The organism is Legionella nigrisilvae, from assembly GCF_977063395.2.
Window position 1 is genome coordinate 249,066 of the sequence record NZ_CDRUGZ020000027.1, and the last position, 16,984, is coordinate 266,049.

A 16,984-nucleotide genomic window follows, 5' to 3' on the forward strand; every position below is an offset into this window, starting at 1 on the left:
GTGACCTCTGTGATATACTTACAGCCATTTATAATTCATTGAATCATCCTAAACTATGAAGATCAATTTAGAATCCGCAGAACTACATGCAGTGCAAGCTTATAGTGATAACAAAATTCAGATTAATTCCATTGTTTATGAACGCAGTTTAATTGTTTCTAAAACAGAAATCATTAGTGATCTGCCAATTAAAAACATTGAAGAAATTGATGAACACTATATGAATTTATTAACGCAATTTAAACCGGAAATCATCATCATTGGCCATGAACATACCGGAAAACTCCTGTCCCTGTCAATTATGAAACATTTTGCAGATCAAAGAATAGGTATAGAATGCATGTCTATAGGTGCTGCGTGTCGTACCTATAATGTTTTATTAAGCGAGTATCGTGCTGTTATTGCAGGGTTTATTTTTAAATAAGAATAGATGTAGCCTGGGGATGCACAGTGGAGTTCGATTTTTGAATAGGAACGATCTCCTAACTTCAGGTCGCACCCGCTTCACCCAAGCTACAAATCATGACCAAATTAAACTTGTCTTCTCGCCTCGAGAACATTAGGAATTTGCTCTAACTTTGCTAGGAGCCGAGATAAGCTACTTAACCCATCAACATCTACAGTTAAAGTGATATAAGCCATATTTTCTTGTTTATTACTTTGGGTTTGCAATGCATAAACGTGTGCTTTTTCATTAGCAAGAAGTGAGGTCACATCTTTTAAAAGTTCGGAACGATCAAACGCTTTGATTAAAATATCAACCACATAGTTTTCTCGAGTAGCACTGCCCCAAGTAACTTGCAAAAAACGCTGTTTTTGTCGCTCACTAGCATGAATAATATTAGGACAATCTTGTCGATGTACTGATACACCTCGACCTATCGTGATATAACCAATTACGGAATCTCCAGGAACAGGTTGACAACATCGTGCCATAAAAGTTAATAAATTACCTACACCTTCAATACGCAGATCACTTCCAGTAATTTCTGGTTTTGCATGAGGTTTAACAAATCGTTCAAGATTGAGCTCTGAAGTAACCGGTGGAGCAAGTTTACTGACGATTTGCCCTATTTTAATATCACCCCGTCCCAGATTTGCATAAAGATCATCAAGTTTTTTGAAATGAAGTGCTGTAGCGACTTCATTAAGTTTATCGGATTTTATTCCTAAAGATTTTAATTCTTTATCAAGCAATTCACGTCCATCTTGGATGTTTCGGTCATAATCTTGCATTTTAAACCAATGCAAAACTTTGGCTTTAGCTCGCGATGTTTTGAGATAATTTAAGTGAGGATTGATCCAATCACGAGAGGGCTTACTTTCTTTTCCAGTTAAAATCTCAACCTTATCGCCTGTTTTCAGTTGATACGTTAAGGGTACAATGTGTCCATTTATGCGTGCTCCGCGACATCGATGGCCTAAATCACTATGTACGTGATAAGCAAAATCCAAAGAGGTTACGCCTTGAGGTAAATCAAGAACATCTCCGTCGGGAGTAAAAACATACACCCTATCTTCAAGAAATTCTGTGGTAGTACTTTCAGGAACACCCTTATTATTCGCCATTTCCCGATGCCAGGCTAAGACATCGCGTAGCCATTCAATTTTGCGCTCATGGCTTTGTTTTTGTTTGAAACCACCTTCTTTATACTTCCAATGAGCTGCTACCCCCATTTCCGCCAAATCATGCATAAGGAAAGTTCTTATTTGCACCTCAAAAACTCTGCCTTCGGGGCTTTGAACTGCTGTATGTAACGATTGATAACCATTAGGCTTGGGATTGATAATATAATCATCAAACTCAGCGGGAATTTGTTTCCAAAGGGTATGCACCATCCCTAAGACTTCATAACAATGAGGCTGGGTATCCACAAGAACACGTACTGCAGTAGCATCATAAATTTCATCGAGTGAAACATTCTTCCGGGTCATTTTTTTATAGATACTATGGATATGTTTTGAACGTCCATAGACGGCAAAATGTTCTATTCCATGAGCTTTAATTTGTTCATTTAATTGAGCAACAATTGCATCAACGAAATTATCGCGCTCCAATCGTTTTGCTTTGAGACCTTTGGCAATCGCTTTATACTCCTCAGGATGTAAATAACGAAAAGCCATATCCTCCATTTCCCATTTAATTGCCCCAATTCCCAACCTATTGGCTAAAGGAGCATAAATTTCCATCGCTTCGGTAGCTAATTGTTTACGTAATTCTTCTGATAAATGCCCGGCTGTTCTTAAAACGCATAAGCGTTCAGCTAACTTAATTAATACCACTCGAACATCATCTACCATCGCTAATAACATTTTACGAATGTTATCGATTTGTTGTTTATTCTGTGGGTATTTATTTAATCCTTGAAAACTCTGCATTGCGCTCATGCGCTCTATGCCTTTAACCAATTTGGCGATATTTGGGCCTAATTGCTCCACCACATCATCAATGGATAAATCGGCATAGTGAACGTTTTCAAAAATAATGGCTGCTGCGAGTGTTTCTTGGTCGACCTCAAGATCTGCAAGCAAATCGGCCATAGACAAGCCTTGTTGCAAACAAGATTGTCCTGTTTCTGTTGCATGTTCTTGTCCTGCAAGTTGACTTAAGGTACATGCACTACGAATGAGTTCAAGATTATCCAAATAACCCTTTGCACTTAACTGATGAAGCCACAAATCTACATCGATGCTTCCATCTTCGCACAATGGGACAGTATCTTTTACTCTAACCATCAGTTTTATCCTTTTTAAACAATGCGATTGATTCAACATGAGCAGTATGGGGGAACATATCCATTACCCCTGCTTTCATCAACTTATAGCCTTTTTGATTAACCAATACATCTGTATCACGAGCTAATGTTACGGGATTACATGATACATATACAATACGCTCTGGATTCAGTGCATCAATTTGTTTCACAATTTCGAGTGCACCCGATCGAGGAGGGTCAATTAATACTTTGTTGCAAGGTTGCTGCACCAGTTTCTTTACTTCATGTACATCATCTAAATTTGCAGCATAAAAGTCTACATTTTGAATATGATTCAGCTTTGCATTCATATATGCTCTTTCAACCATATTTTTACTGCCTTCAACACCGAGTACTTTGGAACAAAATTTAGCCATTGGAAGCGAAAAATTACCAAGCCCACAAAATAAGTCTAGCACGATATCAGTACTTTTTAAGTCCATAAGTTCAATCGCTTGTGGCACCATAGTACGATTTAATGCTGAATTAACTTGAGTAAAATCTGTAGGGTGAAATGAGAAGTTAATCTGATAATCTGGTAACGTATATGTAAGATATTCACTTGCCTTAGCTGGATAAAAACAATATACGCTGTCTGGACCACCAGGTTGGAGGAAAATTTTATAATCATACTCTTCAGCAAATTTTTGAATGTTCAACTCGTCGTCAAGACTTAGCGGAGTTAAATTTCTGAAAATAAGAGCAACTTCCTTGTCCCCTGCAGCAACTTCAATTTGTGCAATACAATTCTTGTCTTGCATCGAGTCAATCAATTGCCGTAATGGAATAATATCTGCATCAAGCTTTGCATTTAAAACGGGACATTGAGTAATCTCAGTAATATACCGAGGGTTACTACGTTCTCTAAATCCCACCATCGAGGTTTGCTTTTTCTCGACATAGCGGACACTTAGTCGGGCTTTATTCCGGTAATTCCAATATCCAGCAACTAAAGGAGGCAATACAATCTGTGGTTGGGTATGACCATATCGACCTAATAAATCTAATAATTGCTCTTGTTTAAAATGGATTTGTTCTTCTTCATTCATATGCTGTAATGAACAACCGCCACACATGGAATAATGCGGACATTTGGGTTCAACTCGCAAAGTAGATGGTTCAACAACCTTTAGCAAGAATCCTTCATCAAAATCCTTTTTTATCCTGGTGTATTGAAATTCGACAAGTTCACCGGGTAAAGCACCCTGAATAAAAGTTGCTTTGCCATTAATACGTGCAATACCTTTTCCATCATGGCTTAAATTATCAATTTGAGCAGTTTGCGTGGTAGGATTAAGTTTGGATTTTGCTCTTCTCATGACATGTTCTCAACAAATAAATTCTTAAATCAATTTGAATTACCAGTTGCAATCGTTGTGAAAAAGATTGCATTTTTCAAGGTGTTAGAGAGTACCATAGGAAATTTATATTTGTCATGGTAAATTGTGATGACAAAACCCACGCTGTACAAATTAACCGCACCATTATAGCGCTGCATACAATAAAATAACATGTTTACATACCGCTTTGCTTTATTTTACCCGCAGCAAACACACTATTTATTATTGGTTAAATTTGAGGCACACCAAAATGCGCTTATATATCAAGTAATTTATAATCCTATTCACAATGTTATCCACAGTTTTTGTGGATAAACTCTATTTTTACCATCTCACTGAAAAAAATATAATTTGGCTCTGCATAAGGAGAATATTAATATTTAATGGAAAAAATACAAAAAAGATAGAGTACTACTCTAAAAGTTATCCACAGAATGGGGAATAAGAGGATTTACCGAAATGGTCGTATATAATAGCAAAGAAAAAACAAAAAAACAGTCTTGACAGAATACTTTTATAAAAATTTTAAATTAGATTCAGTTTTAAATGGGTAATATTTTTTTTAGCACAATTGCATCTTCAACATGGTCCCCTTCCACATAGTAAGCTGGTTTAATTTCAATTTGCTCAAATCCCATACTTTGATAAAGATGTAAAGCTGATTTGTTACTAGGTCTCACTTCAAGGACAACATGATCAATATACTGGGACTCTGTTAATGAGTGCAGTACTTTTTTTAAAAATTGACGTCCGTAACCTTGTGATTGAAAAGATTTAGCGATACAGAAATTTAAAATATGGCAGCACTTATTACTATGCCTAGAAATAATATAACCCCCAATTATTAGACGGTTTCCAACATCTATATCTAATACACGACAATCATATCCTACACGAACACAATCCCTTAAAATATCTCTCTCCCAGGGTGCAATATGAACCTCTTTTTCAATTGCATAAACATGATCAATATCTGATTCAGTCATGGGTCGAATGTTAAGTGTCATCCTTTTCGCTCCTATACAAAAATCATCTCCCTGGCAAAGCGAAGCCGGGGGATTACTTCATTAGTTTCCCATGTTGCGTAACCCGTAATGCTAATAAGTTCAAAATTTTTTCGATTTCCGAAGGAGTGAATTTATTGCTGAGTCACTATAAAATAAATCTCCGCCTGAGCGGAGATGACAAAGATTTTAGTTCAATCAATTTAACTCAATACAGCAGGTAAGCACTTCATTAGACTGCGCATTACATATTATCCATTAGTTTTTTTCTTTTTTGGCAAGTAAAGATCTGTAATTGTTCCTTCAAATGCCTCTGCAGCTTGAGCGATTGTTTCAGAAAGAGTTGGATGAGGATGTATGGTTAAAGCAATATCTTCAACATCGCAACACATTTCAATAGCTAATGCGGTCTCAGCAATTAAGTCCCCAGCATTAACCCCCACAATCCCTGCACCTAATATTCGATTCGTGTCTGGGCAGAACAATAATTTAGTCATACCTTCTTCTCGACCCATACTAAGAGCACGACCACTGGCGGCCCAAGGGAATGTAGCTTTTTCATATCGAATATTTTTTTCTTTAGCTTCTTTTTCAGTTAGACCAGCCCAAGCAATCTCTGGATCGGTATAGGCAACACTGGCAATACATTTAGGATCAAAGTAATGTTTTTTACCTGCAATAACTTCTGCAGCAACTTTCCCTTCAGGAATTGCTTTATGTGCGAGCATTGGCTGTCCTACAACGTCACCAATGGCAAAAATATGTGATACATTTGTCCTTTGTTGATTATCGACTTTGATGAAACCCCGTTCATCAACTTTTATTCCTGCTTTTTCTGCATCAATGGCACCACCATTGGGTTTTCTACCCACTGAAACAAGAACCTGCTGGAAACAAAGAGGTTGGTCTGTTGCATGTTCGCCTTCCATAGAAACATAAATTCCATCTTTTTTGGCTTCGACGGCAGTTACTTTAGTTTTCAAAAGGAACTTAACGCCTTTCTTCTGCATGCGTTTTTGCAAAACATTAACCAAATCGAAATCAGCACCTGGAATTAGCTGATCCATAAATTCTACAACCGTTACCTCTACACCTAAAGAGGCATAAACGGTAGCCATTTCTAGTCCAATAATCCCCCCACCTAATACCAATAAACTCCCTTTGAGATCAGCAAGCTCTAAGGCTCCTGTGGAACTAAAAATGCGTTTATCTTCTGGAATAAAAGGTAAATTAATGGATTCAGAACCCACTGCTATGATTGCATTTTCAAATTCAACTTCCACTGCACCATCTTTTGTGGCAACCGTTACTTGATTGGGACCTGAAAATTTACCTATGCCAATAACGACTTCAACTTTACGTTGTTTGGATAATGCCTTTAAACCACCAGTCAATTTGGAAACTACTGAATTTTTCCACGCAACGATTTTTTTACTATCCAGCTTGGGTTTACCAAAACTAACACCTTGCTCGGACATTTCATGCGCTTCATCAACCACTTTTGCAATATGTAATAATGCCTTAGATGGGATACAACCGACGTTTAAGCAAACACCACCTAGTGAATCATAACGCTCAACCAATACTACTTTTTTTCCCAAATCAGCTGCTCTAAATGCCGCGGTGTATCCACCAGGGCCACTTCCTAATACTACGACATCTGTTTTTATTTTATTAGCCATTACAAGCCTCTTCAATTAGATATTTATAAAAATTAGAGTAAAATTCGTCTTATATCACTTAAGCACTCGCAAACAAAACGAGTAAAACGCGCCGCTTCAGCTCCATCTATAACTCGATGATCATAGGATAGAGACAAAGGCAACATTAATCTTGGTTGAAAGGTACCGTTTTCATAGACCGGTTTTATTTCCGAGCGAGATAATCCCAGAATAGCTACTTCGGGACTATTCACTATGGGTGTGAATGATGTCCCACCAATTCCACCTAAGCTGGAAATTGTAAAGCATCCTCCTGACATATCATTGAGCATCAAGCCTTTATCTCGAGCTTTAGTGCTTAAACGGGTCATTTCAGCCGCAATTTCAGCTACAGTTAACTTATCCACATTTTTAATTACAGGAACAACCAGACCGTTAGGAGTCTCTACTGCAATACCTATATTGAAATACTTTTTATAGATAAGATTTTCGCCAGAAGCATCTAATGATGCATTAAATTGAGGAAATGCCTTTAGTGCTTTACTCACTACAGCGCATACGAAAGCCAGCAAAGTGAGTTTATATCCTTTTTCTTTAGCCTGTCCTGATTCAGACTTCCTAAATGCTTCAACATCAGTAATGTCAGCTGAATCAAATTGAGTAACATGAGGGATGGTTATCCAAGAACGATGTACGTTAACTCCAGTAAGCTTTTTAATTTTATTCAGTGGTTTAGTTTCAATATCACCAAATTGAGTAAAGTCAATTACTGGATTAGGTTGAATGTTAAGAGAGCCTTGACTCGGTTGCTCACTAAGACGACCTTTAACATAGGCTTGTACATCCTCTTTAGTAATCCGTTCCTTACGACCAGTACCTTTTACTGCATCAAGATTTACACCGAATTCACGAGCTATGCGCCTTACAGCAGGACCTGCAGCAATTAATTTTGAAGAATTTACTGGCTCAACAAAAGCAGCTTGAGGAGAAGCTGGCTCCTCTTTTTTAGATTCTGTCTGGTTTGTTGTTGCAGCAACACTTGCTGGCTTCTGCTCGGCTGTAGCGGTTTTACTTTTTTCAATTTCAGATCCACTTTCTAAGGCAGCTAAAAGAATCAAATCACCTTCAGAGACCTTATCACCTACTTTAACATTAAGCTTCGTTATAGTTCCTGAAATCGGTGAAGGAATCTCCATGCTGGCTTTATCTGATTCCAAAGTAATCAGTGGCGTATCTACTTCAATTCGTTGCCCAACTTGAACCATGATTTCAATCACGTCTACTTGGCTTGCGCCACCAATGTCGGGAATTTTAACTTCTTTTAATTGTTCTGATTTCTTTTCTTGTGTCACTTGAGATTCTTTTGGCTCTGAATTGACCGGTTCCTTTTTAGCAGGTGGAGTTTCATTTTCTTTTTCGTTATTCGATTCTTTTTCCACCGTGGCAAAAAGAATCAGATCGCCTTCAGACACTTTATCACCCACTTTAATATTCAGTTTGGTGACTTTTCCTGCAACTGGAGAAGGAATCTCCATGCTGGCTTTATCTGATTCCAAAGTAATGAGTGGCGTATCAACTTCAATTTGATCTCCTACTTGAACCATTATTTCGATCACATCAACCTGAGTCGCTCCACCAATATCAGGAATCTTAACTTCTATTTCGTTTGCCATGTTTTTCCTCAAAAGATTGCTCAGTGTACTCAAGCCTTGATGGAATAGAAAACATATCTAAGTGATTAATTTATGGTTCCATTACCACCAAAACTTGAATTACCAAGCCTACTATATATTTTTAATTCTAATGATTAACCGGATTTAATTTATCAGGATTAATGTTATAGCGCTTTATAGCATCCACAACTTTAGACTTATCAATACTTCCTTCGGCAACTAAAGCATTTAATGCTGCGAGAACAATAAATTTAGCATCTACTTCAAAGAAATGACGTAGTCGCTCTCGTGTGTCACTTCTTCCATAACCATCAGTACCCAAAGTTACATAGTGATTAGGTACAAACGGTCTAATTTGATCTGCATAAATTCGTAAATAATCTGTTGCAGCTATTACTGGCCCTGGTCTGCCCTCTAATTGAGTTGTAACATAACTTTTTTGTGCTTTTTCCTTGGGATGCATTGCATTATAACGTTCTACAGCCAACCCATCTCTTCTTAATTCATTAAAGCTTGTTACGCTCCAAATATCTGCAGTCACAGCATAATCATCTTTTAACATTTGTGCCGCTTTAATGACTTCACGCAATATGGTTCCACTTCCCATTAATTGAACATGTTGTTTGGACTTCTTCTTGGTTTCTTGCAATACATACATCCCCTTTATGATGCCCTCTTCAACCCCTTTTGGCATATCTGGATGCATGTAGTTTTCATTCATTACGGTAATGTAATAAAAAATATTTTCCTGCTTCTCGAACATACGATATAAACCGTTTTGGATAATCACAGCAAGTTCATAAGCATAAGTGGGATCATAAGAAACACAATTTGGAATTGTTGAAGCATATAAATGGCTATGTCCATCTTGATGTTGCAATCCTTCCCCTGCCAGTGTGGTTCGTCCAGCAGTTCCGCCTAATAGAAATCCTCTAGCTTGCATATCCCCAGCAGCCCAAGCCAAATCGCCAATACGTTGAAATCCAAACATAGAATAGTAAATATAAAATGGGATCATCGCTAATTTGTTTGAACTGTAAGAAGTCGCTGCTGCAATCCACGAACAAAAAGCTCCTGCCTCGTTAATTCCTTCCTCAAGGATTTGTCCATCTTTCGCTTCACGATAAAACATTACTTGCTCATGGTCTACCGGTGTATAAAGTTGACCCACTGGAGAATAAATACCAATTTGTCTAAATAAACCTTCCATTCCAAACGTTCTGCATTCATCAGGAACAATTGGAACGATCCGTGGGCCGATTTCTTTACTTTTCAACAATGTTGAAAGAATACGTACGAATGCCATCGTTGTGGAAATTTCACGGTCACCTAAGCCTTTAGTAACAGATGAAAATTCAGCAAGCTCAGGAGCCTTTAAAGGTTCTACTTGTGTTGATCGCGATGGTAGATAACCGCCTAATATTTCTCTTTGTTTCTTAATGTATTTAATTTCAGGGCTATCATCTGCAGGTTTATAAAATGGAATATCAGCAATTTGGTCGTCACTGATAGGAATACTAAATCGGTCTCTAAATGCCTTCAGTTGCTCCACAGTCATTTTCTTTTGTTGGTGAGTAATATTTTGTCCTTCACCAGCGGCTCCCATTCCATAACCTTTAATTGTTTTTGCTAAAATAACAGTGGGTGTACCTTTATGTTCAACCGCTTTAGCATAGGCAGCATAAACTTTTTGAGGATCATGGCCACCACGATTCAATCTCCAGATTTCTTCGTCGGTATAATTTTCAACCATTTTCTTTAATTCGGGATATTCATTAAAGAAATGCTGTCGCACATAAGCGCCATTATTTGCTTTATAGGCTTGATAGTCACCGTCCACGCACTCTTCCATACGTTTTTGCAACCAACCCTCTTTATCACGCGCTAGCAATGGATCCCAGCGTCCACCCCAAATCACTTTAATTACATTCCAGCCAGCACCACGGAATAAACCTTCTAGTTCTTGAATTATTTTGCCATTGCCACGTACAGGTCCATCAAGGCGCTGTAAATTACAATTAACCACAAAAATAAGATTATCAAGCTTTTCACGCGCTGCAATACTTAAAGCCCCTACTGATTCAGGCTCATCCATTTCACCATCACCAAGAAAAGCCCATACTTTCCTATCCTCAGTTTTTATTAATCCTCGATTTTCTAAATATTTTAAAAATCGTGCTTGATAAATAGCTTGTAAAGGACCTAATCCCATAGATACAGTAGGAAATTGCCAAAACTCACTCATTAACCACGGATGCGGGTATGAGGATAGACCATCAACTTCTACTTCTTGTCTGAATTTACCCAATTGTTCTTCTGTAAGTCGCCCTTCAAGAAAAGCACGAGCGTAGATACCGGGGGAAGAATGACCTTGGATATATATTAAATCCCCCCCATGCTCGCCATTGGGTCCTTTAAAAAAGTAATTAAAACCTGTTTCATACAAAGTAGATGAGGAAGCGTACGAAGCGATATGCCCCCCTAGTTCAGGAGCATATTTACCTGCACGTAACACCATTGCCACCGCATTCCAACGAATCAAAGCACTAATCCGCTTACCAATACCCTCATCAGGAGGTATTTGCTTTTCTTCATGCAGATTAATGGTATTTCTGTAGGGTGTATTAATTGAACTGGTTAAGTTAACCCCTTCTGCATTTGCTTTACTAAGAAGCTGTTTCAAAAGAAAAGCTCCGCGTTGCGGACCGTCATTGATTAATACAGCTTGCAGGGCATCCAGCCATTCACGTGTTTCTATAGGATCCAAATCTAAATTGTTTTCATTTGCCATGAAAGTGTTCCCCGAAATCTATTAAACTCAATAAGGTACAGCTTGTAATTATTTTGGAATTACACCAGCGCAACCTTTCTTACAAATTGTGAAATCTGATGAGCAATCACATGTTACTTTGCGGCATTGTAGTGGATCGCGGTAAGAATTCAACTCGCGCATCACCTTTTTACCTTGAACTCTTCGCTCATGTACATATTTCGCAAAACTTTTTTCCGCTTGTCGTTGAGACACATAGGAACATGTCTGACAATTATTAATACAGTTATCTTTACAAAACTCAAAGTGCTGCACACATGTCGTATTACATTGTTCTAATGCTTGGCCTGTTAATGCATTTTGATGAAACCCCTGACAACCAGCAAGCATTAATATTATAGTGCAACAAATTAGACGCTCAAAAGAATTCATATAAAATCCACAAAAATGATTATGCAGTTAAATGCTCTCAGCTCAAAACTCTTAAAACATAATTACAACCAGGTAATTAATGTAAATAAAGCAATAAAAACCAACATAACAATAATTGCATGCTCAACCAATCCTTCTGCTACTGGCATAGGAATCTCGTCTGTTTCATTTGTTCTAACCGCGAGTAGCCCACACTCTCGTAACATCTCATTATTCATATCCGGTTTGGCGAGAAAGTAATTCGTAAATAAAGAAAAGCCTCGTTGGAAATTTCCTACAAGTAAAAAAAGCAATACAGTTAAACGAGCTGGAATCCATTCAAACAGATCAGTAACTTCATCTGCCTGCTCCTCTATGAAAGGAATCTCGCGGCATAAAGTAATTAAACGATATGCCAAAGCTCCAATAGGTCCGGCGATGATAAACCAAAATACAAGAGAAAATAATTGTCTGTTAACTAAGATAAAATAGTCCCCGACAAGCTCTTGGTTACTTTTTGTATCTGATTGTACTATTGGGTAAAAAACATTTTGGGGACCAAGGCAATAAAAGAAAACGAGTACACTCAAAAGAAATCCCATTAAACCGAACACCACAGGGTTCAGCAAAAGATAAAGCAGAGACACCAGCAGTAAAATAGGTACTATGATTAAAACCAAAAGTGCCCATGGATTATTAAGAAAACTATGTTTATTCCCCATATTTTTGATCTTTTGACAATAATCTGGGAACCAATAAAATCGCTGATAGGAAACAGAGTGAATCAAAAAACGTTCACTTAATAAACACAATAATATTACCAATAATTTCATTATTTTAGTCCTTACGCATTTTATCAGAGAATGCTATGGGTGTGGGGTATTTCAATACAACAAAATACGATGAAACAATAAAAGTTAATATAGTAGTTGCCTGAATTAAATTAGAAGCTTTATTCGAAATCAGTTCGGTACTCAAGGCAATACTGGCAACCAGCAATGAGAACTCACTTGCTTGTCCCAATCGTATACCTACCTCTTTGGCAACATGTTTCTTTTCACCCGATTTTTCAAGAAGTAAATAAAATAAAACAGGTTTAAGCAGAAGCACTAAAGCAGACAAAATAAGCGCAGGAATTATAACTTGTTGTGCCAAACCAAAGTTAAAAGTTGCTCCGATTGAAAAGAAAAACATGACCAGGAAAAAATCCCTTAAGGGTTTTAAACTCTCTGCAATGAAAAGGGAGATTGGGCTTGCTGCAAGTGCAACTCCAGCAATAAAAGCACCAATATCTTCTGAGAGCCCCATCTTCTGTGCCAGAACTGATAACCCCAAGCACCAACCAATTGATAATAAAAATACATATTCCTGAGTTCTATCAAAACGAGCCAGCAACCGGATTAAAACATATTTCTCAATAGCAAATGCAAAAAGGCACAAAGCAGGTAAATTAATGCCTACTAAAATTATATCATCTATGGAGAAACCACCTGTTTGCTGGGCTCCATTAATTAAGATCAATACAATGATTGCAATAACGTCCTGCATAAGCAATACGCTTATCATGACCTCACCAGTATGTTGATGGTGTAGGATAGTCGTCGGTAATAATTTCAACCCAATAATGGTACTTGAAAACATCATTGAAGCGCCTAAAATCCATGATTCAGCCACTGTCAACCCAAAGAACCTGCCAATAAAATATGCAGTAACTGCAAAAAGAGCAGAACTTATTAAAGCAATCCATGTAACTTTCTTAAGCATATGAACGAGATTTTGTGGCTGCAAATGCAATCCAAGTAGGAATAATAAGAAAACTATTCCCACGTCACCAATTTGTTTGACAATACTCACATCAGATACAAGCTTTAAACCCCATGGTCCAAATACTGCACCCAAAAGAATATATGCAACCAGCAAAGACTGTTTGGTGTAAAGAACCAAGGTGGATAGAAATGCTGCTCCTGCGAAAATTAAAAATATGGTATAAAACACAGAGCCATCATGCATTGATTCAGCACCTTAATATTAAAATAAAACCAACCTTAATAAAGAACATTGTAAGCCAGATTAAGCACACTAGAACAAGAAGTTAAACACAAAATTGATATATACTGCGCTAGTACATAAGGCCTATACAATTTTATTACTATAATAATTCAAATGTTCTGAAGTTTGACGTGATAATTTTATCCATTAATCCATTAATAAGCCATCAAAATTCATATGAATTAAACTAAAACGGAAAAAGAACCCTTCACTCCATTAAGTGTTAATTTGCGTTTTAGACTATCGGCCATATTTTTAGAACCAAATGGACCAACTCTCACAATATAATGCTGCTTGTAATGCTCAATATATACTGGGGATGGAGTGATATGAGTTAATTTTTCTTTTAACCGCTTCGCCATGGCTTCGGTTGTAAAAGCTCCAGCCTGAAGATAATAGTGGGCCTGTCCTTTAGGTCCCATTAATGTTTCAATTTCAACCGGTGCAGTCCCTTTGGGAAAGACACCGAGTTTTAAAGCCGCAGCGTAGGACAAATCAATAATCCTGTCGGAATGAAATGGTCCCCGATCGTTTACTTTAACAATTGCAACCTTTCCATTATTTAGATTTTTAACTTTTACATATGTGGGCAGTGGTAAAGTTTTATGTGCAGCGGACATGACATACATATCATAAGGCTCCCCACTTGAAGTTCTTTGTTTGTGAAATTTTGTGCCATACCAGGAAGCGATTCCTCTTGCTTTATATCCTGATGAGCTTCTCATTACTTGATATGAGCGTCCATCAACGGAATATTCTGATATGTTGCCATATCGACTCAAAGGCTCTTTGGAAGGTACCGGCTCTTTAAAACTTATTTTTTTAGCTTTTGCTGGGGCTCCATCTTGGCGCTGGGTATATCGATTGTTTTTATTCTTATAACGGTTATATATGGAATAATTAGTATTGTTCTTATTCTGAGTTACTTGTCGTGTAGGCTGCTTGCTTCCTGCTGATGCTGAATCAAGAGACTGATTTGTAGTTTGACAACCGGCTAATATAATCGTCACGGCAATAAGTATCTTTCGCATATTTTCTATTTTTAATTATTATTTTCTGGTTAATATACAGAAATATCACATAATTTCGAAGATTTATTTTATTTTGAAAAAAATTTCATTATTTTTCATCTGCTATTTTGTTGCCGGCAAAAGGCTGTGGTACTATATTCGCATTTTGCACTGGGACTAGATAACAACATGACAAGAGCAACGTCTATTTTATTAACTACTTTGTTTATTATTACATTATTTGTACAATCAACAAATTCTATGGCTGAGGGAGACTCCTTACCTCCAAAACCTACCGCGGATTTGGAAAGACCTTCGCCAACCGTGAATGATAAACCTTTAGTTACTCCTGCGGCCCCAATTCTTAATGCGAAAGCGTACATACTTATCGACGTAAACAGCGGCAAAATTATTGCTGAAAAAAATAGTGAAGAACGTTTACCTCCAGCAAGTTTAACTAAGATGATGACTTTATACGTGATATCCAACGCCCTGCATCATGAACAAATTCACCTCACTGATAATGTCCGAGTAAGTCGTGATGCTTGGAAAATAGGTGGCTCACGTATGTTTATTAAAGAAGGTCAACAAGTTCCTGTTGAAGACCTGCTCAAAGGAATTATCGTTGACTCCGGCAATGACGCCTGTGTGGCTATGGCAGAACATGTTGGTGGAACTGAAAATTCTTTCACTGATCTTATGAATCAGCAAGCTCAAAATCTTGGAATGAAAAATAGTCATTTTACTGACAGTACCGGTTTGCCTGACCCTAACCTATATACTACGGCAAAAGATTTAGCGATTCTTGGAAGATCCTTAATTATTGATTTTCCACAATATTATGACTGGTATAAGCAAAAGTGGTTTACCTACAATGGCATTCGTCAACCCAATAGAAACCGATTGTTATGGCGCGATAATCAAGTGGATGGTATAAAGACTGGTCATACGAATGAAGCAGGTTTTTGTCTCGTATCTTCTGCAAAACGTGACAATATGCGTTTACTTGCTGTTGTTCTTGGTGAACCCAGTGATTCTTCTCGTGCCGATGATAGCGAAAAATTACTCAATTATGGTTTTAGGTTCTTTGAAACGCATCAGCTTTACAAATCAGGACAATCAATTTCCGAGCTTCCTCTTTATAAAGGAAGTGTTGATAAAATAGCTGTAGGACTAAATGAAGATCAATATATCACTATTCCGACTGGTCAGTATCAACGTCTTAATATCTCTACAAAAGCTCCTTCTTACCTTGAAGCTCCCATTAAGAAAGGTGATAAAATAGGTGACTTGGTGGTTCAATTTGACAATAACGTAGTATCAACTCGACCACTGTATGCTTTGCAAGATGTTGAATCAGGCGGTTTTTATACTCGAACAAAGGACTCAATACGTTTGGCCTTTAAACGATGGTTTGGCTCCTAAGCCATAGGGTTTAAGAATGGAAAAAACAACTTTAATTGAATTTCCCTGTGATTTTCCTATAAAAATAATAGGGACCAATTCAACTGTTTTTCTAGAGGAAATCAGAGAAATTACTTTCACTCACTTTCCTGATATTACAGAAGATGCGCTGACTCATAAAATGAGTAAAGATTCCAATTATCTAGCAATAACTGTGACGGTTTATGCTAGAAATCAAGAAATGCTTGATACATTTTATAGAGCCATTACCCAACATCCCGACGTGAAAATGGTTCTATAATGAAAATACAACAGCTGGGTATTCAAAATTACAATGATGTTTGGCTGCGAATGAAAGAGTTTACCCAAAACCGAGACATACATACACAAGATGAACTCTGGCTTTTGGAGCATTCCCCTGTCTATACTCAAGGACAAGCAGGTAAGCCCGAACATATTCTAAATCCTGCATCTATCCCTGTAGTACAATCGGATCGTGGAGGACAAGTGACTTACCACGGACCAGGCCAGCTTGTTGCATATGTCTTAATGGATATTAATAGGAAAAATTTAGGGATAAGATCATTGGTGAGTCAATTGGAGCAGATTCTGATTTCCGTGCTTGCACAATATCAAATCGAAGGTTCTATACATTGTGGCGCCCCGGGTGTATATGTTAATGAGAAAAAAATTGCGTCAATTGGGTTAAGAGTTAAAAATGGGCGTACTTATCACGGAATTGCCCTTAATGTTGATATGGACTTAAAACCTTTTTCAGGAATAAATCCATGTGGATTTGCAAAAATGGAAATGACTCAAATAAGTCAGTTTGTTCCTACCGTGCAAATAGACGAAGTCAATCAGCATTTCGTGCAATATTTTCTGCAACAATTTTATCGCTGAAAA

13 protein-coding genes are annotated in these 16,984 nt (G+C 37.5%); 4 read left to right on the forward strand and 9 right to left on the reverse strand.

Annotated features, from left to right (window positions below; translation table 11 throughout):
* The first annotated feature begins 55 nt into the window (after positions 1-55).
* Positions 56-424 (forward strand): Mth938-like domain-containing protein, encoded by a 369-nt coding sequence (locus ACWTE2_RS18360; RefSeq protein ID WP_454783806.1) that lies wholly within the window; start codon positions 56-58, stop codon positions 422-424.
* A gap of 107 nt (positions 425-531) precedes the next feature.
* On the opposite strand, the gene relA is transcribed toward ACWTE2_RS18360, so the two are convergent.
* From relA to ACWTE2_RS18405, 9 genes are all read right to left on the reverse strand, one after another.
* Positions 532-2,736, reverse strand: coding sequence for a GTP diphosphokinase (gene relA, locus ACWTE2_RS18365; RefSeq protein ID WP_182390736.1), 2,205 nt, complete (start codon positions 2,734-2,736; stop codon positions 532-534).
* Positions 2,729-4,075, reverse strand: a complete 1,347-nt coding sequence (gene rlmD / locus ACWTE2_RS18370) for a 23S rRNA (uracil(1939)-C(5))-methyltransferase RlmD (RefSeq protein WP_454783807.1) — start codon at positions 4,073-4,075, stop codon at positions 2,729-2,731. The genes relA and rlmD overlap by 8 nt, the downstream gene beginning before the upstream one ends.
* Before the next feature lie 563 nt (positions 4,076-4,638).
* Positions 4,639-5,103: a ribosomal protein S18-alanine N-acetyltransferase gene (gene rimI, locus ACWTE2_RS18375; protein WP_182390738.1), complete on the reverse strand. Its 465-nt coding sequence runs from the start codon at positions 5,101-5,103 to the stop codon at positions 4,639-4,641.
* A 248-nt stretch (positions 5,104-5,351) separates the two neighbouring features.
* On the reverse strand, positions 5,352-6,782 hold the full coding sequence (gene lpdA, locus ACWTE2_RS18380; protein ID WP_182390739.1) for a dihydrolipoyl dehydrogenase: 1,431 nt from the start codon (positions 6,780-6,782) through the stop codon (positions 5,352-5,354).
* Between the two features lie 32 nt (positions 6,783-6,814).
* Entirely contained in the window at positions 6,815-8,434 is a 1,620-nt protein-coding gene (gene aceF, locus ACWTE2_RS18385; protein WP_454783808.1) for a dihydrolipoyllysine-residue acetyltransferase, read from the reverse strand.
* A gap of 127 nt (positions 8,435-8,561) precedes the next feature.
* Positions 8,562-11,225, reverse strand: a complete 2,664-nt coding sequence (gene aceE, locus ACWTE2_RS18390; RefSeq protein ID WP_454783809.1) for a pyruvate dehydrogenase (acetyl-transferring), homodimeric type — start codon at positions 11,223-11,225, stop codon at positions 8,562-8,564.
* 473 nt (positions 11,226-11,698) lie between these two features.
* On the reverse strand, positions 11,699-12,448 hold the full coding sequence (locus ACWTE2_RS18395; RefSeq protein WP_182390742.1) for a regulatory signaling modulator protein AmpE: 750 nt from the start codon (positions 12,446-12,448) through the stop codon (positions 11,699-11,701).
* A 4-nt stretch (positions 12,449-12,452) separates the two neighbouring features.
* Positions 12,453-13,625: a cation:proton antiporter gene (locus ACWTE2_RS18400; protein WP_182390743.1), complete on the reverse strand. Its 1,173-nt coding sequence runs from the start codon at positions 13,623-13,625 to the stop codon at positions 12,453-12,455.
* Positions 13,626-13,846: 221 nt separating this feature from the next.
* The gene (locus tag ACWTE2_RS18405; RefSeq protein ID WP_454783810.1) at positions 13,847-14,695 is read right to left on the reverse strand and encodes a septal ring lytic transglycosylase RlpA family protein; all 849 of its coding nucleotides are present in this window, start codon (positions 14,693-14,695) and stop codon (positions 13,847-13,849) included.
* 168 nt (positions 14,696-14,863) lie between these two features.
* On the opposite strand from ACWTE2_RS18405, the gene ACWTE2_RS18410 reads away from it, so the two are divergent.
* The 3 genes from ACWTE2_RS18410 to lipB are packed head-to-tail and all read left to right on the forward strand — an operon-like array spanning position 14,864 to position 16,981.
* Positions 14,864-16,099 carry a D-alanyl-D-alanine carboxypeptidase family protein gene (locus tag ACWTE2_RS18410; RefSeq protein WP_454783811.1) on the forward strand — a complete coding sequence of 412 codons (1,236 nt, stop codon included), beginning with the start codon at positions 14,864-14,866 and terminating at the stop codon, positions 16,097-16,099.
* Between the two features lie 16 nt (positions 16,100-16,115).
* On the forward strand, positions 16,116-16,379 hold the full coding sequence (locus ACWTE2_RS18415; RefSeq protein WP_454783812.1) for an HP0495 family protein: 264 nt from the start codon (positions 16,116-16,118) through the stop codon (positions 16,377-16,379).
* Positions 16,379-16,981 (forward strand): lipoyl(octanoyl) transferase LipB, encoded by a 603-nt coding sequence (lipB, locus tag ACWTE2_RS18420; protein ID WP_182390747.1) that lies wholly within the window; start codon positions 16,379-16,381, stop codon positions 16,979-16,981. Before ACWTE2_RS18415 ends, lipB begins: the two co-directional genes overlap by 1 nt.
* Positions 16,982-16,984 lie beyond the last annotated feature (3 nt).